The organism is Virgibacillus sp. W0430 (assembly GCF_051846935.1).
Taxonomy (GTDB): domain Bacteria; phylum Bacillota; class Bacilli; order Bacillales; family Amphibacillaceae; genus JBPYCR01.
Genome location: NZ_JBPYCS010000011.1, coordinates 1 through 21,181, shown reverse-complemented (window position 1 = coordinate 21,181; position 21,181 = coordinate 1). Strand labels below are relative to the sequence as shown.

The 21,181-nt window shown below is 37.2% G+C and carries 23 protein-coding genes and 1 pseudogene; 7 read left to right on the top strand and 17 right to left on the bottom strand.

The genetic code is table 11. The features are described 5' to 3' along the window. Window positions 1–34 precede the first annotated feature (34 nt). From ACLIBH_RS07725 to ACLIBH_RS07705, 5 genes are all read right to left on the bottom strand, one after another. Window positions 35–244, bottom strand: a complete 210-nt coding sequence (locus tag ACLIBH_RS07725) for a hypothetical protein (RefSeq protein WP_439316127.1) — start codon at window positions 242–244, stop codon at window positions 35–37. Between the two features lie 199 nt (window positions 245–443). Beyond that, window positions 444–1,682, bottom strand: a complete 1,239-nt coding sequence (fabF, locus tag ACLIBH_RS07720; protein WP_439316188.1) for a beta-ketoacyl-ACP synthase II — start codon at window positions 1,680–1,682, stop codon at window positions 444–446. Window positions 1,683–1,791: 109 nt separating this feature from the next. Continuing rightward, window positions 1,792–2,730: a beta-ketoacyl-ACP synthase III gene (locus tag ACLIBH_RS07715; RefSeq protein ID WP_439316126.1), complete on the bottom strand. Its 939-nt coding sequence runs from the start codon at window positions 2,728–2,730 to the stop codon at window positions 1,792–1,794. Between the two features lie 356 nt (window positions 2,731–3,086). Then, window positions 3,087–4,046: a BMP family ABC transporter substrate-binding protein gene (locus ACLIBH_RS07710; RefSeq protein ID WP_439316125.1), complete on the bottom strand. Its 960-nt coding sequence runs from the start codon at window positions 4,044–4,046 to the stop codon at window positions 3,087–3,089. Between the two features lie 9 nt (window positions 4,047–4,055). Next, window positions 4,056–4,691 carry a hypothetical protein gene (locus ACLIBH_RS07705; RefSeq protein WP_439316124.1) on the bottom strand — a complete coding sequence of 212 codons (636 nt, stop codon included), beginning with the start codon at window positions 4,689–4,691 and terminating at the stop codon, window positions 4,056–4,058. A 165-nt stretch (window positions 4,692–4,856) separates the two neighbouring features. Between ACLIBH_RS07705 and ACLIBH_RS07700 the strand changes: the two genes are divergently transcribed. Next, a complete protein-coding gene (locus ACLIBH_RS07700; protein ID WP_439316123.1) occupies window positions 4,857–5,036 on the top strand; it encodes a DUF2929 family protein in 180 nt (59 codons plus the stop codon). Between the two features lie 123 nt (window positions 5,037–5,159). On the opposite strand, the gene ACLIBH_RS07695 is transcribed toward ACLIBH_RS07700, so the two are convergent. Then, on the bottom strand, window positions 5,160–5,522 hold the full coding sequence (locus tag ACLIBH_RS07695) for a hypothetical protein (RefSeq protein WP_439316122.1): 363 nt from the start codon (window positions 5,520–5,522) through the stop codon (window positions 5,160–5,162). A 112-nt stretch (window positions 5,523–5,634) separates the two neighbouring features. On the opposite strand from ACLIBH_RS07695, the gene ACLIBH_RS07690 reads away from it, so the two are divergent. Further along, a complete protein-coding gene (locus ACLIBH_RS07690) occupies window positions 5,635–6,447 on the top strand; it encodes an undecaprenyl-diphosphate phosphatase (RefSeq protein WP_439316187.1) in 813 nt (270 codons plus the stop codon). Between the two features lie 178 nt (window positions 6,448–6,625). Here ACLIBH_RS07690 and moaD read toward each other — a convergent pair whose 3' ends face one another. The 5 genes from moaD to yjfP all read right to left on the bottom strand — a co-directional run bounded on the left by moaD (window position 6,626) and on the right by yjfP (window position 9,159). Continuing rightward, the gene (moaD, locus tag ACLIBH_RS07685; protein WP_439316121.1) at window positions 6,626–6,859 is read right to left on the bottom strand and encodes a molybdopterin converting factor subunit 1; all 234 of its coding nucleotides are present in this window, start codon (window positions 6,857–6,859) and stop codon (window positions 6,626–6,628) included. Beyond that, the gene (locus tag ACLIBH_RS07680) at window positions 6,852–7,325 is read right to left on the bottom strand and encodes a molybdenum cofactor biosynthesis protein MoaE (protein ID WP_439316120.1); all 474 of its coding nucleotides are present in this window, start codon (window positions 7,323–7,325) and stop codon (window positions 6,852–6,854) included. Before ACLIBH_RS07680 ends, moaD begins: the two co-directional genes overlap by 8 nt. An 11-nt stretch (window positions 7,326–7,336) precedes the next feature. Continuing rightward, window positions 7,337–7,861, bottom strand: coding sequence for a molybdopterin-guanine dinucleotide biosynthesis protein B (mobB, locus tag ACLIBH_RS07675; protein WP_439316119.1), 525 nt, complete (start codon window positions 7,859–7,861; stop codon window positions 7,337–7,339). A gap of 124 nt (window positions 7,862–7,985) precedes the next feature. Further along, window positions 7,986–8,297, bottom strand: a complete 312-nt coding sequence (locus ACLIBH_RS07670) for a metal-sulfur cluster assembly factor (protein WP_439316118.1) — start codon at window positions 8,295–8,297, stop codon at window positions 7,986–7,988. Window positions 8,298–8,403: 106 nt separating this feature from the next. Next, the gene (gene yjfP, locus ACLIBH_RS07665; RefSeq protein WP_439316117.1) at window positions 8,404–9,159 is read right to left on the bottom strand and encodes an esterase; all 756 of its coding nucleotides are present in this window, start codon (window positions 9,157–9,159) and stop codon (window positions 8,404–8,406) included. A 453-nt stretch (window positions 9,160–9,612) separates the two neighbouring features. Between yjfP and ACLIBH_RS07660 the strand changes: the two genes are divergently transcribed. From ACLIBH_RS07660 to ACLIBH_RS07645, 4 genes are all read left to right on the top strand, one after another. Next, window positions 9,613–10,449 carry a Cof-type HAD-IIB family hydrolase gene (locus tag ACLIBH_RS07660; RefSeq protein ID WP_439316116.1) on the top strand — a complete coding sequence of 279 codons (837 nt, stop codon included), beginning with the start codon at window positions 9,613–9,615 and terminating at the stop codon, window positions 10,447–10,449. A gap of 119 nt (window positions 10,450–10,568) precedes the next feature. Next, a complete protein-coding gene (locus ACLIBH_RS07655; protein WP_439316115.1) occupies window positions 10,569–10,718 on the top strand; it encodes a hypothetical protein in 150 nt (49 codons plus the stop codon). After that, window positions 10,719–10,913, top strand: a complete 195-nt coding sequence (locus ACLIBH_RS07650; protein WP_439316114.1) for a DUF3813 family protein — start codon at window positions 10,719–10,721, stop codon at window positions 10,911–10,913. A gap of 1,318 nt (window positions 10,914–12,231) precedes the next feature. Next, on the top strand, window positions 12,232–12,495 hold the full coding sequence (locus tag ACLIBH_RS07645; RefSeq protein WP_439316113.1) for a NifU N-terminal domain-containing protein: 264 nt from the start codon (window positions 12,232–12,234) through the stop codon (window positions 12,493–12,495). 194 nt (window positions 12,496–12,689) lie between these two features. On the opposite strand, the pseudogene ACLIBH_RS07640 reads toward ACLIBH_RS07645, so the two are convergent. Together ACLIBH_RS07640 and ACLIBH_RS07635 are read right to left on the bottom strand one after the other, a co-directional pair. Further along, window positions 12,690–13,296, bottom strand: a pseudogene (locus ACLIBH_RS07640) (fumarylacetoacetate hydrolase family protein). A 30-nt stretch (window positions 13,297–13,326) separates the two neighbouring features. Next, window positions 13,327–14,172: a YitT family protein gene (locus ACLIBH_RS07635; protein ID WP_439316112.1), complete on the bottom strand. Its 846-nt coding sequence runs from the start codon at window positions 14,170–14,172 to the stop codon at window positions 13,327–13,329. 127 nt (window positions 14,173–14,299) lie between these two features. Between ACLIBH_RS07635 and ACLIBH_RS07630 the strand changes: the two genes are divergently transcribed. Further along, window positions 14,300–15,160 carry a DegV family protein gene (locus ACLIBH_RS07630; protein ID WP_439316111.1) on the top strand — a complete coding sequence of 287 codons (861 nt, stop codon included), beginning with the start codon at window positions 14,300–14,302 and terminating at the stop codon, window positions 15,158–15,160. 272 nt (window positions 15,161–15,432) lie between these two features. Here the strand turns inward: ACLIBH_RS07630 and ACLIBH_RS07625 are convergent, their stop codons facing one another. The 4 genes from ACLIBH_RS07625 to ACLIBH_RS07610 all read right to left on the bottom strand — a co-directional run bounded on the left by ACLIBH_RS07625 (window position 15,433) and on the right by ACLIBH_RS07610 (window position 20,985). Next, window positions 15,433–16,938, bottom strand: a complete 1,506-nt coding sequence (locus tag ACLIBH_RS07625) for an alpha-amylase family glycosyl hydrolase (protein WP_439316110.1) — start codon at window positions 16,936–16,938, stop codon at window positions 15,433–15,435. Between the two features lie 188 nt (window positions 16,939–17,126). Continuing rightward, a complete protein-coding gene (locus tag ACLIBH_RS07620) occupies window positions 17,127–17,501 on the bottom strand; it encodes a YisL family protein (RefSeq protein WP_439316109.1) in 375 nt (124 codons plus the stop codon). A gap of 639 nt (window positions 17,502–18,140) precedes the next feature. Continuing rightward, on the bottom strand, window positions 18,141–19,232 hold the full coding sequence (locus tag ACLIBH_RS07615; protein ID WP_439316108.1) for a tartrate dehydrogenase: 1,092 nt from the start codon (window positions 19,230–19,232) through the stop codon (window positions 18,141–18,143). Window positions 19,233–19,563: 331 nt separating this feature from the next. Then, entirely contained in the window at window positions 19,564–20,985 is a 1,422-nt protein-coding gene (locus tag ACLIBH_RS07610; RefSeq protein ID WP_439316107.1) for an NAD-dependent succinate-semialdehyde dehydrogenase, read from the bottom strand. Between the last annotated feature and the right edge of the window lie 196 nt (window positions 20,986–21,181).

Here is a 21,181-nt window from a genome sequence, read left to right as displayed (position 1 = left end):
CATCCTAGCAAAAAAATATTCTTATGGCAGGCTGCTAGCTATGATTCGGAAAACGATAAATAACAAATGCCATTATTAAAAACCCTAGTGGAAGAAAATAACACTCTACTCTGCTTTTAATAAAAATAAAGTATTCAACCCACGTAATGCCAGCAGGCAAAAAGTTCATATAAGCAATGATTGATACACCACCAGATACAGCAAGTCCAAAGCCAATTAAGAACATAAACATATGCAACATCATTTTATCCACCCCTGGCCTGTCCACCTCTTTGTATAAATATATGCTTGTAAATTAAATTAATGATTATATAAGCGATGGGAACCACCCTTGAAAAGACGAATACGGACATTTGAAAAATTGTTAAAAATAACAAAGGTTCTGATGACCAACTTAATGGATCAGAACCTTTTTATTGCTTATCTATTAAATTTATATGCGTTTATTTAAATTTTTTAAATACAAGCGAAACATTGTGTCCGCCGAACCCAAATGAATTACTCATTACAACGTCTATCTCTTGTTCTCTAGCTACATTTGGCACATAATCCAAATCACATTCTGGGTCTGGTGTTTCATAATTTGTTGTTGGTGGAATTAAGGAATCGTCAATTGCTTTCGCAGCGATCACTGCTTCTACACCACCTGCCGCTCCTAGTAAATGGCCTGTCATTGATTTTGTTGAAGACACAGCTAGTTTTTTAGCGTGGTCGCCAAATACGGTTTTTATCGCTTCTGTTTCAAATCGATCGTTCATATCCGTACTTGTACCATGTGCATTAATGTAATCAACATCCTCTACAGAAAGCTGAGCATCTGTTAAAGCTTGTTTCATTGCTCTTGCTGCTCCTTCACCACCTTCAGCTGGTGCGGAAATATGGTACGCATCGCCTGTTGAACCATACCCTACAACTTCAGCATAAATGTGTGCATCTCGCTCCAATGCTGTTTCTAATGTTTCAAGAATTAATATACCGGCTCCTTCACCCATTACGAATCCATCTCGATTTTTATCGAATGGTCGACTTGCTGTAGCTGGATCTTCATTTTGAGAAAGTGCACGCATGGAAGAGAATCCCGCAAACGCCATATTCGTAATCGGTGATTCAGTTCCACCAGTAATAATATAATCGACGTCCCCTCTTTGAACCGCTTTATACGCATCCCCAATCGAATTGGCACCTGAGGCACAAGCGGTTACCGTACAAGAATTAATTCCTTTTGCACCGAGCTGGATAGAAACTTGGCCAGCAGCCATATCCGGAATTAACATCGGAACAAAAAACGGGCTCACTCGTTTTGCTCCTTTTTCAATGAATTTGCGTAACTGCTCCTCATATACTTGCATTCCGCCAATTCCACAGCCAATCCAAACACCTACGCGTTCGGCATTGCTGTCATCAATTGTTAATCTTGCATCCTCTGCAGCCATTTTTGCTGCTACAACTGCATACTGTGTAAATAAATCCATTTTTCGTATATCTTTTTTATCGATGTATGTCGATGGATCAAAGTCTTTTACTTCAGCAGCGACATGTACTGGAAATTGCTCACGATCTACCTTCGTAATAAAATCGATTCCTGAATTGCCCGCTTTAATGTTGTCCCATAGTGTCAATGCATCATTACCGACTGGTGTGACCGCACCAAGACCTGTTATAACTACTCTTCTATTCGTCACCATTTTTGGCCTCCCTTTACATTACTTCCTAATTATAAATTCCGTAGTTTGTTTATAAAGCTACATTTTTATCTAGCATTAATTTACCATACTTGTACGTGGCGATTGCTTATTTTCCCCAGCGAATTGCGGCTGCACCCCATGTTAAACCGCCACCAAATCCTACCAACACAATTAAATCATTTTCTTTTATTTTACCTTGCTTTACCGACTCAGATAGAGCAATCGGTATCGAAGCGGATGAATTGTTGCCATATTTTTTAATCGTTTTTGCCATTTTCTCTTCCGCGATGCCGAGCCGTTCTCGAGCGGCTTCCATAATGCGAATATTTGCTTGGTGTGGAATTAAATAGTCGACATCCTCTTTTTTTAATCCAATTTTTTCTACGACGTTTACAGATGATTCTGGCATCTGTCGGACAGCAAATTTGAAAACCTCTCTCCCGTTCATAACGAGATGGTCATTTTCATTTTGGTACAGCTCTCTTCCTCCAGCACCGTTAGCACCTAGTTCATGAGAAAGAATGCCTTTCCCTTCTGAAACCTCTCCAACAACAACTGCACCTGCACCATCGCCAAGTAAGACACATGTGTTACGATCTGTCCAATCTGTTATTTTAGACAATTTATCAACACCAACTACTAAAACATGCTTGTATGTTTTTGCTTCAATAAATTGTTGTGCTGTAACGAGTCCATAAACAAAACCCGTGCAAGCTGCACTTACATCCATTGCAGCTGCATGTTGTGCACCTAATCGGTCTTGAAGCATACATGCTACAGATGGAAACGGTGTGTCAGGTGTTACCGTAGCAACTAAAATTAAATCAATATCTTTCGCATTTATATTCGCATCCTTCAATGCACTTTGAGCAGCAAAGAAAGCCATATCAGATGAATTTTCGTTATCTCCAGCAATTCGACGCTCTTCAATTCCCGTTCTAGAAGTAATCCATTCATCCGTTGTATCAACTATTTTTTCCAAGTCTTTATTCGTTACTATTTTATCCGGAGCGTAATGTCCTACCCCTAAAATGCCTGCACCCATATATCCAACCCCTTAGTTAATTTAATTATTACTATCAAATGTTATGACTTGGTACTAATTTTAATGTAAATTTTTAACCGTTGCAAGCAAAAAAAACGCTTAGGTTGAGTCACTTATTTAGGGATGGTTATTTTACAACCTTGAAAAACACCCTTTTTGTAATATTGTAATTAAATATCATGCGGTTACCGCCGTTCCTAATTACTACGCTTTCTATGGACAACGCCTCAACTATTTCGAGAATTTTATCCAACTACCTAAGCCGATTTTTCGACTGTTGCTTTTCCAACTAGAGTCTCTTGTCTTCCATACGCTATTGTGTGCAATATACATACGCTTAGTAACGGTTCGTTACATTATTGCTCATTCGGTAAAAGTCCGGTATCTTGATATATTTGTACAGCTTCTTCTACTTTTTCGATGAAGCTGTTTGGAACTTGATCGCTAAATGCCCCTAAGGAAATAACCTCATCTTGAAAATCAAATGTCAGCTTTTCACCTTTCAGTTCCCCCATTTGAAACATATGTGCTGTTATCAAATAAAGTCGGTCTGCATGATGAATGGTGCTCGTCAGTACCTTCGACTGATCAATGGAAGACTGATCCGTAACATAACCTATTGCATACTTTCTGTTATTAGTTGCCTTTTGAACAATTTCCGTACTAAAACTATCGCCTGCTGGATAAAATACATCTGTATTTTTCCCAAGCATTCGTTCATACATAGAAGTAGCAGTTACTTTATCATGCCAATCATTTACATAGTTTATATGAACATTTACATTTCCATCTTCATACTTTACACCTTCAAAAAAACCTTCAACTTCTGTTTGCCATTCATGTGCAGCAATTACTCCAACTGTCTTCGTAGTAGTCATTTTACCGGCCACCATACCTGCAAAGAATCCCATTGCATGCGAATCAATATTTATACTCGTTACATTTTTTCGTGTATAGTCTCCGTTAAAATAAATGAAGTGAACGTCCGGATAATATGAAGCAATTGTAGCAAAATACTTACCATACGTACTACTATGGCCATATATAAGATTAACACCACGATTTACGAGTTCATCTACTGCTTTTATTACATCTGCTTCGGTAGTAACTTGATCACGATAAAAAACATCAACATTGTATCGGTCTCCAATTTGTACGAGCCCGATATATCCTGTTTGATCCCATTCATTATTTTGTGCAATACCTTCTACTAACATGCCTACTTTATGTATTTCATTCTCTTTTGAATTAAAGCTACAGCCTGTCCATACGAATAGTACTGTGAAAAATAGTATTGCTTTAAAAGTCCGACACACGATTACACCTCACTTTGACAAGACGGCTTGATACGTTTCGTAATAGCGCGTATAGTGTTTTTGTACTCTTTCAACTTCTTCTACGCTCATATTGTCATAAAGATAAATCGACTTTTCAATTTTTTCAGTAGCATCTTTACTATTTCTAGATTTAATAAAAATTTGTTCAGGTAAAGAAGTTGCATGCATTAATTGTACCAAACTTCCGACAAATCGTTCGATATAAACTGCTTCTTTTATAAATTTGTTGGAACTATACGGGATAAATGCGTGATTAGTATGAATACCTTCTTCCGTCATAGGCATCCATTCTCCAAATAATGTTGGTAATTGTATAAATGTATATTGCTTCGTATAATTTCGTATAGCTGTTTTTTTTACCTGTTTATCACATAATACAAAATGACGCTCACATGAAATTTTACTTATAGATGTATCTACGGTAAAAGCAACATCATATGTGTCCTGCGCCGTATCAGGTTCAACGAGTGAGAAGTTCGTGTTCCGTCCTAAAAACATGTGAAAATGATCCGTTGTCTTATCATTGCTGCAACTTCTCCCGTCAACCTTCCATCCTTCCTCCAGCAAATAGGATACAATATGAAATCCAACCCAATGAAAGCAATTGTTTACAAAAACAAACATAGCATTCACTCCTTTTTCAATTTAAGAACAAACGTTGAACAAATCATAATGATGTACAATAAACAAAAAATATCGCTTTTATTTTAGACGTGCTTTTGATAAACTATATAAGGACATACTTATGCTTATAACAAATAATGAAAAATAAACGAGGTGTTTTGCGACATGCGATATATTATGACCGTTTTTTGGGCCGTATTGATTAGCGGTGTTGTATCCTATGTATTGAGCAGTATGGCTAGTGAGCCGTTTAGTGTAAGTGACTCTCTCATACTTGCTGCGATCATGGCGATTATAATTTTCGTATTGGGAGACGGTTTATTAAAAAATCAAGAGGATAATTAATATCTTGTCTTTTCCTTATTTACAATACGTCTAACAATGAATTGGCCAATTTGTGGCACCAGAAGAACGTAACCCTTGCCAGTGCATGAATCATTAGGCAAGGGTTTCTTTTTTAGAAAACATTTAATACCATGGTAAAATACTTAAGGCGGCAAGAGCAGCTAACGGAAAAACGAATCTTCTGAATCGTCTCCTCGGGCGGTATCCATATCCATAACCAGGTAAGCCATAATATGGCGTTCCGTATCCTGGATACCCATACCCCGGATAGCCTCCATATTGTCTTTGATGAGATTGTGTAGATTCGTCTGTATATGCATGCTCATACTCTGAAATTGGAACCGCCATGTAAACATACTCATTATCCAAACCAGTAATAATTCCGTCTACTTTGCTTCCATCCTCCATTTCAGCAAGGACGTAAGCATGCATGTGATTTTTACACATATCGTACATATGTTGTTTATGATTGTGAACCTTTTTCATCTAAATTAACCTCCTCACCAGTTAGGTTATTCAACTAGATGAAGGATGGTGACTTGTACTAGACGATAAAAAAAGATGAATATTTGAAAAAGGAGCGATTTTCTTGAACATGATTTCCGAGCTGTTACTTTTACTGAAATATATCTTTTTAGGTTTTGTTCAAGGATTTACAGAGCCAATTCCAATTTCCTCAAGCGGACATCTCGTTATTTTACGTGAACTATTTGGGATAAACATCCATGGACTTTCCTTTGAAATACTCGTGAATTTTGGTTCCCTAATAGCTGTTTTTCTCGTTTATCGGAAAGACATTATTCGTTTAACTGTAAATGGGATTCGTTATATTCTAAAGAGGGATGCACATGCAAAAAGCGATTTTCATTTTATTATGTATTTGGTCATTGCAACGATACCAACAGGGATAATTGGATTGTTACTTGAAGACTATATAAGTAGTCGTCTAAGTGCAGCTATATTTGTTGGGTTTACGTTACTTATTACTGGTGCAGCACTTTGGATTATTCGAAACTTACGAGGGAGGAAATCGGATGGCGATTTAAATGTGAAGGATGCACTTATTGTTGGTCTCGCTCAATCGGTTGCACTTATACCAGGTATTAGTCGTTCAGGCGCTACAATTGTTGCTTCTATGCTAGTCGGAATGAAGCAAGAAACGGCTTTACGTTTCTCATTTTTACTTTACATACCTGTAAGTCTCGGAGTAACTATTTTATCGATAGAGGACATCGTTAAAGATCCAAACTTTAGTGCGTTAGCTATCCCTTACTTACTTGCATTTATAGCTACGATTATAGCGACATTTTACTCATTAAAATGGTTTATGCACATTATGGCAAACGGAAATTTAAAGTACTTTTCTTATTACTGTTTTATTGTCGGTATTCTCGTCATCTTGTTTATTTAAAATCACAGTTTTAATATAAATTAATTGTACATTGTACAAGAAGCTTTTATACACTGCACCCATATTCTCTTCCGTCCTTTCGTAATGAAGGTCAGGTAAGAGGATATGGGCTTGCTTTTTTCTCCAATAACTTTCCGTTGGCCATTACAGTCGAACGCATACACTTCGTATTTTTGAGTTATCCACCACTTACTGGTGGAATAAAGGCAACCACATCGCCATCTGAAAGGACTGCTTGTTCATTGCTATATTCTTCATTAATCGCAATCATTGCTTGCTGAATATTTTTGAAATTATAAACAGCCAAATGAGTGGCTATTAATTCTTTCACAGTTAGTCCAACCGCATCTACTGTGATCTTTTCACTTCCTGCTTCTTCTTGCAGCTCAGCAAAAAACAATACATCAACCATCCGTCATCTCCTCCTTTTCCGGCATTCGTTCCTTATATGAGGTTTGTTCTTTTTGATCTCCTATCCATTCCGTGCCATCTTCCCAATGTTCTTTTTTCCAAATTGGGACAATTTCTTTAATTCGCTCAATCGCATATCGACTTGCCGCAAATGCATCTTGTCGATGGGGCGTAGAAACGGCAATAACAACAGCTATTTCTGATATTTCAAGTCGACCTATTCGGTGGGCAATCGCAACTTCGGCTTCCTTCCATTTCGCTTTAATTTCTTCCCCAATTTGAGCAAGTTTCTTTTCAGCCATTGGTACATACGACTGATACTCTAAATGAAGCGTGCGTTTCCCTTTCGTGAACTCGCGTGCAATTCCGGTAAACGTACAAATTGCACCTGCTTCCGGTCGAACTACTTGATCTACACACGTTTGTATTTGTAATGGTTTATCTGTTATCCAATAATTTTTACTCATCGTATCAATCCTTAAGCTTTCCAAATTAATTGTTCCAATAAGTGCATTTCTGAGAGGATATTGTTTAAATTAATACCTTGAAAATCACGTGCTTTTTTTAAGATCTGTTTTTCCCTCGCACCCACTCCGATAATATTTGTTAATGTTTCCAATAAAAGTAAATCCTTCTCATTTCGTACTAAAACAATTTTCGGGTAATTTGCTTGCTTGTACCCTTCAATTAAAATGACATCTAGTGGGAAAAGGAAATATAACCGAAGGAGCTCATCAAGCGACATTCCTTTTCCTCGATTAAAAATGAGCTGTAATTGCGTATCTCCTTGCACGCCGCCTAATTGTGCACCTGCTTCAATATGAGAAAAGCTATCCGTTTGCGTTACAAATTCTGGTTCTCCCCCATGACCATGGTGTTTAATTGTTCCTACTTGAATATTTTTTTCCGATAAATAACGTATAATTGCTGTAAGCAAAGCAGTTTTTCCAGAACTTTTGTAACCTACAATTTGAACGATAGGGATGTGCTTATTTTGCGACATTGTCTACCTCGCTTATAATAGTCGGTTAAACAGTTTACTTCATCTAATTTCGACATGCTACAACTGTATAAAATTGTACAAAAAAGGTCGATCCATTATGATGAACCAACCTGTTGTTACACTGTTAATCTGGAATACCTAAAGCAATTTTAGCGTATCGTGACATTTTATCCTTGCCCCACGGTGGATCCCAGACAATATTTACTTCAATTTCTTTAATCTCGGGAATATCTGAAAGTACACGACGTACGTCTTGTTCAATATGACCAGCCAATGGACATCCCATTGATGTTAATGTCATTGTCACTGTACATAGTCCTTCAGCATTTAAATCAACATCATAAATTAAGCCCATATTAACGATATCAATACCAAGCTCTGGATCGATAACATTTTCAAGTGCGCCCATAATGTTTTCTTTTAGAGCCTCATCCATAGCACATACCTCCTTCTATGTTCTCTTACCTATATTAAAACATATTTCTACTCTTTTTAAAATAAATTGTTCTAGTACGTATATTGTGTGTAAAGCAGTATTTGTTTTATAAATGTGCCTGAAACCACTTTACTGTTTCTAATATCGCTAGTCTACTCACCTTATGATCGCGGTTTTTCTCTCCAATAAATTGAATTAATTTTTTATCATCGTAATGATTAACTGCTTCCATATAGAAGGAGTGTGCTTGTTCAAACGGAATAACATCGTCTTTCTCTCCGTGCCAAAATAAAAGCGGACGATTATTGAGTAATGGGAGCTGCTTAGATAAATCATAGTCGCTCAACGTTTCGTACAATTGGGTAAGCATTTGTTCGGATATCGGAAGGTGGTCTTTATAATCGTGTACGAGCTCTTCTGCGTACGCAGTAATTTTAGGCGTCCCCATTAGTACAACGGCCGTTTTAATCCATGAATATTTAGTTAGAGCACTCGATGCCGTTATGCCTCCCATACTCGTTCCTGCCAACCCAATTCGATTATTAAGTATAAGCCTTTTTTGATTCAGTGCCTCATTTAATGCAGCGATGTCTTTAATGTTTTGTATAACAATATCCCAAAAAGCGAGTTCAAGCTCTGAGGTTGATAAATCGGCATTTCTCGCACCATGATGCATACTGTCTGGAAGAACGACACGGAAGCCTTTTTCAGCTAATAAGTAAGCAAGTGGCAAATTATGCTCTTTTGCACTTGTATAACCGTGAAAGTATAAAATAGTCGGCAGTGGCGTGTTAACTTTTTTATCCTTAGCTACAATGAGACAAGGTATATTATTTAACTGTTCGGAAATTATTCGTACCATTTAGTAAAACTCCTTAATTATTTTTACCTTCTATATTATCATAGTACTTTTATACTCGTTTGCAAAATAGAAAAAACCTATATATTGAGTCAAGTATTTGTGAGTGTTATTTTAAGAAGTTAAAAAACCTCTCTTTATATTCGTTAATTTTAGTATTGATTCCTACCGACCGCAGTAGATATACACTACGCTTTCCGTGGAGGCTGAAGCCGTGCCCGCGGAAAGCATCCACCTGCAGTGAAAATCAACGGTGTTATTCATGTGTATATCGTTCGAAGTAAAATTGATCACATATTATCTAGTTAGATTCGTGCATCTGTTCCCCCACAACCATTTTACTCATACAAACCTATATTCGAAGTAACTCCTACGTAAATTTCCTAATCTACATCTAAAATGCACTTTACTTCTCGTGCAATCACTTATACACTATATTCATACGAGGTGAAGCAAATGAGAAGTAAAAAACATTTAATCGCATTGGATTTAGACGGAACTCTCCTGACAGACAAAAAAGAAATTAGTCCTCAATCAAGACAAACGATCCTCAGAGCAATCGAAATGGGCCACATCGTTGTAATCGCCACCGGTAGATCAAACCGCACAAGCATACAATATTACCAGCAACTCGGATTGGTTACTCCAATGGTTAACTTCAATGGTGCACTTATATTTAATCCTAAAGATAGAAGTTGGAAAGCAAAGCATACCCCTTTAGAAAATCGTACAGCAATGGAAATCGTTGATATTTGCTATGAACTAAATACGAAAAACATTTTAGCTGAAGTGCAAGAAAGCGTATATTTAGATAAATTTGATGAACAAATCGTAAATGTTTTTCAAGCAAATTTAAATGCACGAGCGCCTTTCACAATAGGAAACATAAAAAACAAATTAAAAGAAAATCCTACATCACTTTTAATTCATCCAGATACAAAAAGTATGCATGAGCTCAGAAACCATTTTAGTGAAAACCACGCTGAGGTTATTGAACATCGTCAATGGGGGCCGCCATGGCATATGATTGAAGTAGTAAAAAAAGGAATTAATAAAGCAGAAGGTCTTAAAAGCATTGCTCAATATTATGATATCCCACAAGAAAGAATAATTGCATTTGGGGATGAAAATAATGACTTGGAAATGATTGACTATGCAGGTATTGGCGTAGCAATGGGAAATGCTATTGATGAATTAAAATCAATCGCAAAGCACGTTACTGTTTCCAATGAAGAACATGGAGTAAGTCTTTTCCTTGAAAGCTATTTAAAAATTAAAGAAAAGGTTTTATAAAAAATTGCCGGCAATTTCCTACAATAATTTAAATGGTATGAACCATACTAGGAGTGAACGCTAATAAAGTGTTCACTCCTTTTTCTATTTGACGATTTAAATAACAAGGAGGTAGCGTAATGGGGAAACAGAGTAAATCCAGACGCTTAAGCCAGAATATTACGGATGCTGCAAAGAAGCACGAAGAACAATTTCCTTATCGAGAACGCTTTACAGATGCAGAGCGTAAACGAGAAGAAGTAAAAAACAGCACAATAGGAGGGTTTTAGTTGGAAAAAAATCTTTTTCAACAAGCACGTGACGCATTAATGAATATAACGAATATGCAAGGTGGCGCTAGCGAAAATGAAAAACAAGCAGCACAACAAGCTATTCAGGCAGCATATAACGATGCTACACCAGAAGAGAAACAGCAGCTACAGGAATTAGAGCAACAATTGAAGCAAAACAATCAGCTACAATAATAGCTAGCTTTAACGACTCCTATGGAAGATGCCGACTTGCATCAGAATGTAATTGCCTACTCATTTTTTAAAAAATGAAACGGATTTATAAGTATGCAAGTCTAAATGCATACGGACGGTCAAAAGAACCGTTCGTATGCTAATTAAATAAGTTCTTTGTCAAATGGCGTTGGTGTTTTTTAAGTTGAGGAATACCTAATAATGAAGTAGAACTAAACATGAAAGCTTGCGTTCTGATTTCGCTGACTTGCACTACATCCGACAGGCTTTCCGCAGGCACGGCCTCAGCTTCTATAGCTCCTCTATCCGAGTCGCTACAGTGATCTTCTGAAGCGTGCTATTTCCGCAGGAGTTCGTCGATTTTTCGTTCCAGTCAGTTTAAAGAGGACTAATCGCCTTATTACACACACGTCAATGCTGTTTCATTTGCATTGGAGGTGTGTTTCTTTATGTTGTGTATTGTATTTTGTTTCTACAGGTTTCCGCTTGAAAGAAAGCATGATTCGATTCTTATAATTTGGGAAGTTTCTGTACCAACGAATCGACAAGTGATTCCCTTCATGGATATGGTTTTCAGCGACTTCTATTCGACGGGGAAATTCACTTGTTTTCTATTAGAAGATAAAAATGACGTTCGTGGCTTCACATTTCCCTACCAAAAAGTAATGTGATTTTTCTTGCCCAACGTCATATATTGTACAAATACTATATAGTACATATTTTTAATTTTATGAGAAGCTCTAACAAACTACCACTTCATACGCCAATAGCCGTTGACATTTGCGCAGACTCTAGTGGGAAAAGCAATTGACGAAAATCCATTTAGGAATTTGGTAAAACTTCCTAAATTAGTTGAGGCATTGCCCACAGAAAGCGAAGCATATGGCAACGGCGGTACCCGAACCGTATTTTAAAAATAAAATAATCGATACAAAACGCTGTTTTTCAACCTTCTAAATAGCCACTTACAAACATTTGACTTAATCATGCTCTTGGTATGAGTAAAATGTTTGTGGGGGAACAGATGCACGAATCTAACTAGATAATATGTGATCAATTTTACTTCGAACGATATACACATGAATAACACCGTTGATTTTCACTGCAGGTGGATGCTTTCCGCGGGCACGGCTTCAGCCTCCTCTGCGGTCGGTAGGAATCAATACTAAAATTAACGAATACAAAGAGAGGTTTTTTAACTTCTTAAAATAACACCCACAAACACTTGACTTAATCATGCTCTTGTTCTCAAATGTAAAACCATTTACAATATGGTATGATAAAAGTAGACAGTTTGAATGAAGGAGGATGCTGAATTATGGGAGTACGAGCAGAAAACACACCAAACCCAAATGCCATTAAGTTCACGAGCGACAAACTAATATTTGAAGGTACAAACAGTATCTCAGTTATGCCTGGAGATACAAGTGAGCATGAAATCATGAATGAACTCATGCAGCTGGAAGGCGTTGATAACGTATTTGGTTATCAAAACTTCATTACCGTAAATAAACAGTTTGATGCAGAATGGGAAGGTTTGACAGAAAAAGTCATTGCTGTCATGGAAAAGCGTGGCTATTAACGTATCTATACGTCCCTCTAAAAGAGGCTAAAATAATCACTAATAGTAAAAAAGAAGTCAGGATCGTTGTCTTTTGCACATGACAGCTACCTGGCTTCTTCGTTATTTACACTTTTTAGTAATGTGTACTTTAGCTACTAAGTGAAAATTTTTACTGCCCTCTCAATCAAGCTTTTTTAAATACGAATTCCTAATTAAATCGTAATGTAGCAAGCGCCGACGAGCCTCTTCCCCCAAAACAATTGTAAGTAGTCCCCATTTTGAACTTTATCAACGCCAGCTGGCGTACCCGTATAAATTATGTCACCAGCTCCAAGCCCAAAATGTTGCTTCGTATACGTTATAATCGTTGATAAATTAAATAGCATTTGTGTTAGCTTGCCTGTTTGTACAACAGAACCATTTTTCACCAAAGAAAATTCAGTTTCTTGTAATTCATCAATCGATACCACTGGCAAAAATTCACCGATAAGAGCCGAGTTAGGAAATCCTTTTGCAAGCAGCCACGGCTTTCCTTCTTGTTTTAATGTACTTTGGACATCACGTAGCGTAAAGTCAATTCCTAACGTAAAATAATCGATTACTTTTTCGATTTGAAAAACCAATATGAATAACAAATTCTATCTCGTGATGAATATCTCCTGCTTTCGAAGGTAGTACAACTTTTTGACCATTTGCCTTAACAAGTGCATGTGTCGGCTTTGTAAACAGTAATGGTGTTAAAGGTACCTTGTTTCCTAACTCTTTTGCATGTAAAGCGTAGTTTCTGCCTACACAAAAAATATTGTTTATCGAAAGCATCGCTCACACCCCCATAATCGATAAAGTAATTTAATGATCGCGTCGAAAAAACCCAAAAATTCCAGTTGTTTGTACTACATTTGTAAAAGCTTCTGGATCCGTTTCATTAATTATTTGCTCTAAATCATACAATTCATAACGCGTAATAACTAAAAACATCATATTTTTATCCTCTTTAGAATAAGCACCTTTTGCTGGGACAATTGTAATGCCCCGTACCATTTTTTTATGAATCGCTGCCTGAAGCTCATCTGCTTTTCTAGTAATAATCATTGCTGTTACCTTTTCATGACGCGTATGAATGGCATCAATAACTCGTGTCGTTATATATAAGGTAAGCATTGTATAAAGCGCGTTTTCCGGCTCATATAAAATACCCGCAAACGCAATAATGACCCCATTTAACGTTAAAAAATAAACACCGATCGGCTTATCTTGCATTCGAGATAAAATCATGGCAATAATATCCATGCCACCCGTTGATGCCCCCCATTTTAATGTGAAGCCTACACCAATACCCGCAATTACCCCACCAGCTACTGCATTCAAAATAATATCGTCCGAAACGGTAATTACTGGAAGTACTTCAAGAAATACAGTCGTTACGACAACAGAAATAATGCTATAAATTGTAAATCCCTTTCCAACCTTAAACCAACCGAGTAAGGCAACAGGAATGTTCAGTATGAGTAAAAGGATACCTGTACCGATGCCAATACCTAAAAAATCTTGAAAAACACTAGATACAAGCTGCGCAACACCAGTAAAGCCGCCTGCATATACATTTGCTTTAATTAAGAAAAAGTTAAGTGCTATCGCATTTAATATGCCGCCAAGTATAACGACTACAATTCGTTTTGTTTCCATTAAAAACATTATTGACCACCCCTTTATATAAACTTTCCTTTACAAGCTGCAATTAATTTTGACTAACTAGGTGAATAGCTTTAAACTAAAAGTATTACAAATATTCAATATAAATTATAAGATGAAGGTGAATAAAATGAAAGTAACCATTTTAGCTGATTCAGCCTGTGATTTAACCGAAACCTATTATAATGCGTTAGACATTAAAATGATACCATTAACTGTACATTTACAAGAAAAAGATTATAAAGACGGTATTGAAATTACACCAAAAACGGTTTACGATGCAATGCGTGAAGGTAATAGTACAAAAACTTCTCAAGTTTCAATGGGTGCGTTTCGCTCCATGTTTATGCCATATGCTGAAGCGAATAAACCTTTAATTTATTTAGCTTTCTCATCCGAGCTTTCAGGAACATACCAAACCGCTAAAATGATTGAACAAGAAATTAAAGAAACACATCCGAATGCACCAATACATATTATCGATACGAAGTGTGCGTCCATTGGATACGGACTCGTGGTGCTTCGGGCGGCTAAGATGGCTCAGGAAGGCGCATCGGTTAAAGATATTATCGAAATGGCCACGTATCACGCAAACCATATGGAGCATATTTTTACCGTTGATGACTTAGAATATTTATATCGTGGTGGGCGAGTTAGTAAAACTGCTGCATTTGTCGGTACATTATTGAAAATCAAACCATTACTTCATGTAGAGGATGGCAAGCTTGTCCCACTTGAGAAAATTAGAGGCTCTAAAAAGGTATTAAATCGCATGCTTGATTTAATGGAAGCGCGCGGAGTTGATTTTGAAAATCAAACAATTGGGATTAGTCACGGAGATGACCTTAAAAGAGCAAACGAGCTAGCCGATATGATTAAAGAAAGATTTGCTCCTAGGGAGATTATTGTGGAAATGGTCGGTTCCGTTATCGGCGCCCACTCTGGTCCTGGTACATTAGCACTTTTCTTTTTGAATAATTCATATAAATAGACGAATGCATGTTAGAATGCTTACCGTGATTGCAGTTTTTACGTAGTATATATGCACAGCAGTCCGTTCGTGTAAGCAATTTGTTTGTTGCCCAACCTATACGATAAAGCATACGTGTCATACAAAAAAGCTATCCTAAATTTATTTGTTTTAATTGTAGGATAGCTTTTAAATTTCATTTAAAGTAAATACAACAGAAAAGCGCTCTATTTGTTGCGAACACAAATACATCGGTTCGAATTAAACTAATTTAATATATAAACGAACGATCTTTATTTTTGACGCTGTTTATCTTTTTTACTTAAAAGAACAACAGCAATTATAAACAGTACAAATACGCCGAAAACAAAGATGATCAGACCCCAATTAAAGCCTTCATTTGGTTCAACCATAAATACTTCTGCCGTTTCTCGTGGAAGGCCTATTTTAAATTCACCTTCTCCATTATCACGAACGAGATTATCGCCAAGTAATCCTCTTAATTGCTTATCGGCATCGATACCTGTTATTGATGCCGTCCGAGATTCACTGTCGTTGTTTAAAGCGATATATATTTCTTCGCCTTGATACGAGCGTTTAAAAACACTCATCCCTTCATTCGTGGCAATTTGAGAATATTCTCCGTAAGATAATGCAGGAAATTGCTTGCGGATTGCTGAGATACGCTCATGAAATTCGGCTAAATCTGGATCACTATTTTGAAATTGCACCATTTGCTGGCTCTCAAGAAAGCTTGGACCATACATCGGCAATTCAGACCCTTGTAATAGAACTGGAATCCCTTGTGCAGTATATAAATAAGTTAAAGCGAGTTTCCATGTCGTTAAAGCATTGCGCCCAGTTTCTGCAAAGTTATTGGAAAACCGCGCCGTGTTCCACGTATCCACAAACAAAAGGTCCTTTTCGCTTCGCTCTTTTTCCCAACTATTATAGATATCGGCGATTGGCTCATCTGCTTGAATTAATATGTCGTTAAGTGTATTAAAGACGTAATAATTCTCTACCGCATCAATTTGCTTATTCTCCCGTAGAGAAGTTATATCTGATGATTCCTCTAATACACCTGCAAGTAAATAAAATTCAGGATTTTGCTTTTTAATGTGCGCAGTAAGAGCTTCTAAAAATGCCGGTGTTGCTTGATCGGCTGCATGCAACTTAAAACCGTCTATTTTTGTTTCCTGCATCCAGTAATCGGCTACCTCAAGGAGATAGGAGACTACTTCAGGGTTTTCCTGATTTAATTGGACACTACTTTCTAGCCAACCTGTAGCAGGTGTCTGTTCTATCTCCACTTCTTTAATCCAGTCTTTTTTTGAGGCATCTGAAACTAATGGATGGCTTTGTGCTGCATAATTTAATACAAGTTCTACAACTACTTTAATTCCTCGTTTATGCGCTTCCTCAATTAGCTGCTGTAAATCCTCCATCGTACCGAATTGCTCTTCTAGTGCAAAAAAGTCTTCAACCCAATACCCGTGATAACCGTTTGGAGCATTTTTCATTATCGGTGAAAGTGAAATGGTCGTGAAGCCTAGCTTTTTAATATCATCTAGTTTCATCGTAATACCTTTTAAATCTCCACCTTGATAAGCATATGGATTATCAACGTCGTCTTCAGCTGATAGTGTACGACTCCCATTATTAAAACGGTCAATTAAAATTTGGTATATTATTTGCTCTTGCAGCCCTTCTTGGGGGTGAGATTCTGCATTTGCTACTTTATTTAACGGAGTGAGCAAAATAACGAGCGCTGCCGTAATAAGCAATATTTTTTTCATACGATTTCCTCCAAAACATCTTTTATGTCTCTTCTATTATACAGTTCTTAAGCTATTGGCAACAGCGAAACTCATTTTGTTGGAAATCCTTCATAATTTAGTCGGATACTCATACATAGAAAAGCCATCCGTACGAGCACCTCTATACGAGCGTGCTTTCGTCGGATGGCTTTGGTTATCAAACAGAATTAAGGGAGTATCCCTAATGGTAACCGACCGAACCCTAATCCAATAGCAATGATCGCAGCAATCGCAAATTGAATCCACCAGCTTTTTACAGGCTTACTTTTCTTCGTTTTAACACCGATCATTTCCATTGCAACGATAGCCCACAGTCCAGCAATTACTTTAACAATAACTTCGCCAAGCATTCCCCCGCTGACGCCGTTAGCAATATAGGTTCCAAGTAAGCTACCGCCTGAGTAAAGGATTAATAAATAATCAAGACGCAAAATCATGTGTAAAATTTTTCCTTGCTTCGTCTTTTCTTGTCCATAAAAAGCTGAAACGATAAATACGAGTATAACTGCTAACACCCATGCCGTAATATGCAAATGTGCCAAAATGGTATCCTCCTTTAAATATACGTACCAATTTTTTCTACTATACGAATGCATTATATCACGTGAATTAACTTAAATCATATAAAGCGGCTTTTCTGATAGTATATTGCCTTTCAGTAGATGTAAAAATAGGTTGTACAATATACGACGTTGGTGAAGAAAAATCACATTACTTTTTGGTAGGGAAATGTGAAGGAAATTCACGAACGTCATTTTTATTTTCTAATAGAAAATGAATCTCCCTTTAGAATAAAAGTCGTCGAAAACTATATTAGCCCTCTTTAAGCTGACTGGAACGAAAAGTCGACACATCTGCGGAAATAGCACAAGTCCGAAGCTCACTGTAGCGACTCGGATAGAGGGGTTACAGAAGTGGAGGCCGTAGTGCAAGTCAGCGCAAGCTTTCATGTTTTTGTTCTACTTCATTATTAGGTATTCCTCGACATAAAATACATCACCAACGTCTTTTGACAAAGAACCGAAAAAAAGAAATCGCGTTCATCCATCTTAAAATGGAGAAGAATCGACTTCTTTTGATCATAAACGTAAGTAAATAATTTGAAAAGGTTTAAATTACTTTTTATTGACTGGTATCTCGTTCAATTAATTTCGGTTGAATTCATTTGAATCGATTAAATATTATTTCGTAATCCCTTTTGTTTTAGCAATGTCCGTTAAAATTTCGACAAATCGGTCTCCTAATTCCGGTGTAGATGCTTCTCCTCCTAGATCAGGTGTAAGCTGCTCTGTTTCCTCTAATATTTGTTTTATCGCATCCAGGATTGCTGCTCCCCATTGCTTTTCTTCAAAAAAGTCCATCATTTGACTAACGGACCAAATTGCAGCTAATGGATTGGAGATTTCTTTACCAGAAATATCAGGTGCCGATCCATGTACAGGCTCAAACATTGAAGGGAATTCCTTTTCAGGATTGACATTTGCTCCTGTTGCGAGTCCCATTCCACCTGTAATTGCAGCACCGATATCCGTCAAAATATCTCCAAATAAATTGGATGTAACAACAATTTCAAATCGCTCCGGATCCGATACAAAATATAAGCTCGCTGCATCAACCAAATAGGAATATGTCTCTACATCCGGATATTCCTTACCGACTTCTTCAAATACTTCATCCCAAAATACCATCGAATAATTTAATGCATTGCCTTTACTAATACTCGTTAATGTTTTTTTCTGTTTTCTAGCTTCTTCATATGCATAGCGAATAATACGCTCTGTTCCTTTACGCGAAAAGACTCCCGTCTGTAAAACGACTTCTTCTGGTTTTCCTTTAAATAACCAATCACCTGCACCAGCGTATTCCCCTTCACTATTTTCACGGATAACTAAAAAGTCAATATCCTTTTTCGTCTTATTTTTTAAAGGTGTTAAGCTATCGTTTAATAACGTTATTGGGCGTAAATTTACATATAAATCAAATTCTTTTCTAATTTTTAATAATAAATCCCAAAGCGATATATGATCAGGGACTCCAGGATAGCCTACTGCTCCTAAATAAATGGCATCGAATGCTTTTAGCTTTTCTATCCCATCTTCATCCATCATTTTTCCATGTTCTAAGTAATATTCACAGCCCCAAGGAAAATCTTGAAATGTAAATGACACTTCATCATCCATACGTTCAATAGCCTGTAATACTTTAACACCTTCTGCTACAACTTCCGGCCCAATACCGTCTCCTGGAATAAGTGCAATTTTATAATTTTTCATCTTTTCCTCCATTAATTATGTATAGTATGTATTGTTAAGATAACAACAAAAGGAGCAATATTTTAAAGAACAATTCGCTCCTTTGTTTTATTTTTATTGGTATTCGGAAAATATTGAATAAGGAAAAACTCTCTAACATTTCCGCTCATGGAAAATACTCGCTTAGCGTGGGAGAGTGGTGAGTTCTCTCGTGCTACGCTATGTCGAATCTCACCGTTCTCTTTTCCCTCGCTGGAGTCTCGCATCCTCCATTCACTGTTGTCGAAAATCTTTCCTCATTTTCCACACACTAATCCGAAACTCCGTTTTTATTTTAGTACAATGACATTTTTTAAAGTCCAATCGAAACATATTGCATCTCTAAGAAGTCATCAATTCCTTGGTGACCTCCTTCTCTACCAAGACCGCTCTCTTTCATTCCTCCAAATGGTGCTTGAACTGCTGAAGGTGCTCCATCATTCCAACCGACGATTCCAAAATCTAACTTTTCAATCGTTCTTGTTCCTCGGGATACACTTTCAGTAAATACATATGCAGCTAGTCCATAAGGCGTATCATTTGCTAATTTTATTACTTCCTCTTCCGTTTCAAATTTTTGAACTGGAGCAACCGGACCAAACGTTTCTTCACGCATAATAAGCATGGACGGATTTGCGTCTTTTACGACTGTTGGTGCATAAAAGCTACCCTTTTCTCCTATACGCTCTCCCCCTACAACAACAGCACCGCCATTTTTAACTGCGTCCTGTACATGTTCATCTACTTTTTCAAGACCAGCTTCATTAATTAATGGGCCAATATCAGTGCCTTCTTCCATACCATTACCGACTTGTAATTCCTTCACGCGCGCTGCAAAAGCCTCGACAAACTGATCATAAATAGCAGATTGAACATAAATTCGGTTTCCGCATACACACGTTTGACCTGCATTTCTAAATTTAGATGCAATGGCTCCATTGACAGCCTTATCAATATCCGCGTCGTTGTAAATAATGATTGGTGCATGACCACCTAATTCAAGAGATAGCTTTTTAACCGTACTTGAACCTTGCTCCATAAGCTTTTTACCAACCTCAGTAGAACCAGTGAAAGTAACCTTTCTTACACGATCATCTGTTAGGAATACATCTCCAATTTCTCGGGATGACCCTGTAACAATATTAATAACACCTTTAGGGAAACCTGCTTTTTCTGCTAACTCAACAAGTTTAATAGCTGTTAATGGTGTTTCACTTGATGGCTTAATAACAACTGTACAACCTGCAGCAAGTGCTGGACCCATTTTACGCGTTAGCATAGCAGCTGGAAAATTCCACGGCGTAATTGCAGCTACTACACCTACTGGTTTCTTCCACACTTGTAATCGTTTATTTGCATCATGCGTAGGAATCGTTTCACCATAAATGCGCTTCCCTTGCTCTGCGTACCATTCTAAATAATTGGCAGCATAATGAACCTCACCCTTTGCTTCTGCGAAAGGCTTTCCCATTTCCTTTGTCATAATTTCTGCTAGCTCATCCACATTTTCAATCATTAAATTAAAAAAGTTCCGTAAACATCTTGCACGCTCATACGCAGTCTCGTTAGCCCAATCTTCAAAGGCAGCTGAAGCCGCTTCCACTGCTTGCAAAGCTTCTGATCTTCCTCCTTTTGGAACTTCAGCAACTAGCTCTCCATTTGCAGGATTGTATACGGGAAATTGCGTTAAGTCTTTTCCTACCCATTCTCCATTAATATAATTTAAATTATTCATTTTATCACCTCTACTAATATATTAGACTATACTTCATTGCATTTAAACATATTTTGATTTTCTGTTTTTTAATGTTCCGCAATTAATTGTTCTTCTACATACTCTATATGTTTTCTTACACTTTTATCAACTATTTCAATGTCTTTTGTTTGTAAAGCTTCAATTAATTCTCTATGCTCGTTGTAAAAGACATATG

What these genes read in the sequence shown, in the direction of transcription:
- ACLIBH_RS07725 (WP_439316127.1), bottom strand. Translation starts at nt 244, where the DNA reads ATGATGTTGCATATGTTTATGTTCTTAATTGGCTTTGGACTTGCTGTA.
- ACLIBH_RS07715 (WP_439316126.1), bottom strand. Translation starts at nt 2,730, where the DNA reads ATGGGTGCAGGCATTTTAGGGGTAGGACATTACGCTCCGGATAAAATA.
- ACLIBH_RS07705 (WP_439316124.1), bottom strand. Translation starts at nt 4,691, where the DNA reads ATGTTTGTTTTTGTAAACAATTGCTTTCATTGGGTTGGATTTCATATT.
- ACLIBH_RS07700 (WP_439316123.1), top strand. Translation starts at nt 4,857, where the DNA reads ATGCGATATATTATGACCGTTTTTTGGGCCGTATTGATTAGCGGTGTT.
- ACLIBH_RS07695 (WP_439316122.1), bottom strand. Translation starts at nt 5,522, where the DNA reads ATGAAAAAGGTTCACAATCATAAACAACATATGTACGATATGTGTAAA.
- moaD (WP_439316121.1), bottom strand. Translation starts at nt 6,859, where the DNA reads ATGGTTGATGTATTGTTTTTTGCTGAGCTGCAAGAAGAAGCAGGAAGT.
- ACLIBH_RS07680 (WP_439316120.1), bottom strand. Translation starts at nt 7,325, where the DNA reads ATGAGTAAAAATTATTGGATAACAGATAAACCATTACAAATACAAACG.
- mobB (WP_439316119.1), bottom strand. Translation starts at nt 7,861, where the DNA reads ATGTCGCAAAATAAGCACATCCCTATCGTTCAAATTGTAGGTTACAAA.
- ACLIBH_RS07670 (WP_439316118.1), bottom strand. Translation starts at nt 8,297, where the DNA reads ATGGATGAGGCTCTAAAAGAAAACATTATGGGCGCACTTGAAAATGTT.
- yjfP (WP_439316117.1), bottom strand. Translation starts at nt 9,159, where the DNA reads ATGGTACGAATAATTTCCGAACAGTTAAATAATATACCTTGTCTCATT.
- ACLIBH_RS07660 (WP_439316116.1), top strand. Translation starts at nt 9,613, where the DNA reads ATGAGAAGTAAAAAACATTTAATCGCATTGGATTTAGACGGAACTCTC.
- ACLIBH_RS07655 (WP_439316115.1), top strand. Translation starts at nt 10,569, where the DNA reads ATGGGGAAACAGAGTAAATCCAGACGCTTAAGCCAGAATATTACGGAT.
- ACLIBH_RS07645 (WP_439316113.1), top strand. Translation starts at nt 12,232, where the DNA reads ATGGGAGTACGAGCAGAAAACACACCAAACCCAAATGCCATTAAGTTC.
- ACLIBH_RS07635 (WP_439316112.1), bottom strand. Translation starts at nt 14,172, where the DNA reads ATGTTTTTAATGGAAACAAAACGAATTGTAGTCGTTATACTTGGCGGC.
- ACLIBH_RS07630 (WP_439316111.1), top strand. Translation starts at nt 14,300, where the DNA reads ATGAAAGTAACCATTTTAGCTGATTCAGCCTGTGATTTAACCGAAACC.
- ACLIBH_RS07625 (WP_439316110.1), bottom strand. Translation starts at nt 16,938, where the DNA reads ATGAAAAAAATATTGCTTATTACGGCAGCGCTCGTTATTTTGCTCACT.
- ACLIBH_RS07615 (WP_439316108.1), bottom strand. Translation starts at nt 19,232, where the DNA reads ATGAAAAATTATAAAATTGCACTTATTCCAGGAGACGGTATTGGGCCG.
- ACLIBH_RS07610 (WP_439316107.1), bottom strand. Translation starts at nt 20,985, where the DNA reads ATGAATAATTTAAATTATATTAATGGAGAATGGGTAGGAAAAGACTTA.